This is a genomic window from uncultured Mailhella sp. (genome assembly GCF_944324575.1).
Lineage (GTDB): Bacteria > Desulfobacterota > Desulfovibrionia > Desulfovibrionales > Desulfovibrionaceae > Mailhella.
In genome coordinates this window covers 1-3838 of record NZ_CALUWV010000145.1, presented here as the reverse complement: position 1 = coordinate 3838, position 3838 = coordinate 1, and the positions used below count along the sequence as shown (strand labels likewise).

Below are 3838 nucleotides of genomic sequence, written 5' to 3'. Positions count from 1 at the left end.
CGCAGAGAGAATGTCGCCGTTTCTGGATATGGTCACCACCTCGCAGGGCACGTCGCGGCCCGAGCGGACCACGGCCTCGCGAACGGCGTGTTCCATGCCTCCGCAGCAGGGCACGTCCATGCGCACCACGGTCACGCTGCGCACGGCATTGCCGCGCAGAATCTCGCCGAGCTTTTCGGCGTAGTTCACGGCGTCGAGCTTGGGGCAGCCTGTGAGCGCCACGCGGCCGCGCATGAAGCGGCGGTGAAAGTCGGCAAAGGCGTATGCCGTGCAGTCGGCCGCCACGAGCAGGTCGGCGTTCTGAAAATACGGCGCGTTCACGGGCGCAAGTTTTATCTGCACCGGCCAGAAGCGAAGCTCGCTCTTCGGCCCGTCCGCAGCTTCGACGGGCGGAAGCGTGCGGCCTGACGCTTCCAGATGCGCCTTCACGGCTTCTTCGTCATATGCGGCGGCTTCGCGGAAGTCGAAGGAAATGGCCCCGGCCGGACAGGCGGGAAGGCAGTCGCCGAGCCCGTCGCAGTAGTCGTCGCGCACGAGGCGGGCCTTGCCGTCCTGCATGACGATGGCTCCTTCGTGACAGGCCCCGGCGCACAGGCCGCAGCCGGTGCACGCTTCTTCATTGATATGAATGATTCGTCTGAGCATGAATTTTCTCCTGATGCGGCTTTTTCCGCATAATGATTCGTGGTTCGGCGCGACGCGCTCCCGAACGCCGGGTCCGCAGCGCCCGCCCTCTTCTCTTTCGGAAGCGGCACGTCGGACCGCCTCGATGCGGACGCGCGTGGCCGCCTGCATCCGCCCTCTGCGCGAACGCTGCCCGGCCCGCACCGGCTCCGGCGCAGAACGTCGGCATGGCAGAACGCGGGCCCTCCGGGAGTCCGCGTGCAGAAGTTAAGCCCTAACCTGTCATGCGCAAGGCTGATTTTCCGTGATTTCGGTCATTGACGGACGAGAGTTCCGGTCGTACACGAAGGCTCATGCGCGCGGCCTGTCCGGTTTCGCCTGTGCGGAACTTTTCCGCGACCTGCGGGAAAACGCGGTGCGCCCGCAGCCTTTTTCACGAGCCTCCCCGACGTTTCTGCCGCCTCACAGGAAACGACAGACGCCCTGCCCGCGACCGGTCGCCCTGTGCGTCCCTTCCGCTTCGCCCGGGAGCGCCCATCCCTCAACCGCAGGAGAAACGTCATGAGCATCACGGACCGCCTCTTTCTTGCCACGGTGGACTTCTTTGCCGGCGACCCCCGGCGCATCCAGCACTTTACCAAGGTGCACGCCTTTGCCCGTCTCATGGGACGGGAAGAAGGTCTCGACGAACGCACGCAGCTCATTCTTGAATGTGCGGCCATCGTGCACGACACGGGCATACGCCCGGCCGAGGAAAAATACGGCAGAAACAACGGCGCGCTTCAGGAACAGGAAGGCCCGGCCTGCGCCCGTCGTCTGCTCGAGCCGCTCGGCGTCGAGCCCGACATTGTGGAGCGCGTATGCTACCTTGTGGGCCATCACCACACCTACGCGAACATGGACGGCCCGGACTACCGCATACTTGTGGAAGCCGACTTTCTCGTGAATCTTTATGAGGATCACGAAAGCGAAAAGGCCGTGCGCGCCGCCCTTGAGCGCATATTCCGCACGAAAAGCGGCTGCCGCCTGTGCCGCGCCATGTTCGGCCTGCGCGACTGACGGCCCGTGCCGGACACCGACCTTCCGGAGAAAAGAACGTCCAAATCCCTCCCCGCGCGAAAGGACGACGCCGTCCCCATGATTCCGACGACGGCCTTCTGCCGAGGTCCGGCCCAGACGCGCCCGTCCGCAAGGCTCCCGCTTCCGGGGCCGGAAAAAGCCGCCCGTCCGCTTCTCTCCCGCCTTTTTGCCTGCGTTTCCCGCCATCTTTCGGCAGCACGGCCCAACGTCTTCACGCGGCGCTTTCTTCCGCTTCGCTCCAAGGCAAAAAAAGCGCGCACAATATGCCAAAATTGTTCAAGGCGCTCCCGATTTCGCAGGCAATGGCGTGAATTTTTTTGAACTGCATAAAAAATACCTTATGTTTTCAATGTATTGCATTTTGTATCATTATTGACAAAATCAGCCATAAGACATAAGGTGCACACAGCCGACTTTCCGTTGTGCCACAACGACGGAAAAGCCTTTTCCATCACCCCGCAAGTTTCAGAGGTGCGTTCCCTTGAAAAAGTCTCTTGCCGTTCTCATGTCTCTGGCCATGCTTCTCACCGGCGCCGCTGCCGCCGAAGCCAAAATCACCCTCAAGGTGGCCAACTCTGGCCCCGACACTCCGGAAAACCGCACCGTGTGCGCGGCCGACGTCTACACCGACATGGTGCGCAAGGCCACGAACGGTGAAGTCGAACTCGTGTTCTATCATGCCAGCAAGCTCGGCGGCGAAGCCGAAGCGCTGGAAGGCATCCAGATGGGCACCATCGACATGGGCACGCTCACGAGCGGCCCCGCCGCGAACTTCGTGCCGCAGACCATGGCCTTCGACATTCCCTATCTCGTCCAGAGCAGCCCGGCGGGCTGGGAATTTCTGAAGTCCGACTTCGTGAAGAAGCTCTCCGACGAATTTCTCAAGAGAACGGGCGTCCGCATTCTCGCCGTGGCCGAACACGGCTTCCGTCACTTCACGGCCAAGGGCGTGGAACTGAAGAGCCCCGCCGACATGAAGGGCCTCAAGATCCGCGTCATGGAAAACCCGGCCCACATGGCCATGACCCGCGGTCTCGGCGCCTCTCCCACGCCCATTTCCTACAGCGAGCTCTACATGGCTCTGCAGCAGGGCGTTGTGGACGGCATGGAATGCCCCATTGCCAACATTTACGATTCCAAGTTCTATGAAGTGCAGGACAGCCTCGTGCTCGACGGCCATCTGTACGGCCCGCTCGTCATCTTCATCAACGAAGACAAGTTCCAGAGCCTGACCCCCGCCCAGCAGGAAGCCCTCTACAAGGGCGCCGAAGCCTTCTGCATCGTGCACGCCGGCATCACCGCCGCCAGCGACGCCGCGGCCCTCAAGGACATGGCCGACAAGGGCATGAAGATTCATCAGCCCACGCCCGAAGAACAGAAGATGTTCCGCGACGCCGCCCAGCCCGCCGCCCTCAAGATCATTGCCGACCGCATCGGCCAGGAATGGGTGGACGGCGCCGTCAAGGCTGCTCAGGAAGCCGAAGCCAAGGTGGCCGGCAACGAAAAGCAGCTCGTTGACGAATGCATCCGCGAAGCTCAGGAAATGGTGAAGATAGCCCGCGGCAAATAACGCGCCCACGGCCTTCAAGTGTTCCCGGGAAAGGCTTTTTCTGCGGAATGAGCCTTTCCCGGTTGTTTTGTCCCGTAACATCCGCACGGTCTTTTGACGGTGGCATCGTCCCCGACTTTTTCCTGTGCGGGCCTTAGCAGAAGCGCAGGGTACGCGCTTCTCCTTTATTTGAGGTTTACCCTAATGAAAAATGTCATGACGTTGATTTCCCTTCAGGTCAACAGGCTGACGAACGTTCTCATGAAGATCAGCCTGTGGCTGGGCATCGCCCTCTGCATTGTCATGGTCGTGGCCACGCTGGGTCAGGTTTTCTGCCGCTTCACCCATCTGTTCACCTTTGAAACCAGCGAAGAAATCGCGCGCTTCAGCATGTGCTGGATGGCCATGCTCGGCAGCGCCGCCGCGCTCAGACAGGGCCGGCATCTCGGCGTGCGCATTCTGGTGGAGCATCTGCCCTCCGGCGTGTACGACAAGTATCTCGCTCCCGTCATTCAGCTTGTCATGCTGGCCTTCTTCCTGCTCGTCACGGTGAAGGGCTGGGCCTTTGCCATGCGCGGCGCCATG

General features: G+C 61.6%; 4 protein-coding genes. 3 read left to right on the top strand and 1 reads right to left on the bottom strand.

The window, feature by feature from the left end; translation table 11 throughout:
* On the bottom strand, positions 1 to 645 hold a 645-nt coding region (locus Q0J81_RS10770; RefSeq protein ID WP_294447831.1), incomplete at its 3' end, for a 4Fe-4S binding protein.
* 540 nt (positions 646 to 1185) lie between these two features.
* On the opposite strand from Q0J81_RS10770, the gene Q0J81_RS10765 reads away from it, so the two are divergent.
* The 3 genes from Q0J81_RS10765 to Q0J81_RS10755 all read left to right on the top strand — a co-directional run.
* A complete protein-coding gene (locus tag Q0J81_RS10765) occupies positions 1186 to 1683 on the top strand; it encodes an HD domain-containing protein (protein WP_294447829.1) in 498 nt (165 codons plus the stop codon).
* 502 nt (positions 1684 to 2185) lie between these two features.
* The gene (gene dctP, locus Q0J81_RS10760) at positions 2186 to 3274 is read left to right on the top strand and encodes a TRAP transporter substrate-binding protein DctP (protein ID WP_294447828.1); all 1089 of its coding nucleotides are present in this window, start codon (positions 2186 to 2188) and stop codon (positions 3272 to 3274) included.
* Positions 3275 to 3469: 195 nt separating this feature from the next.
* Positions 3470 to 3838: TRAP transporter small permease subunit (locus Q0J81_RS10755; RefSeq protein WP_294447826.1), on the top strand; the 369-nt coding region annotated here is incomplete at its 3' end.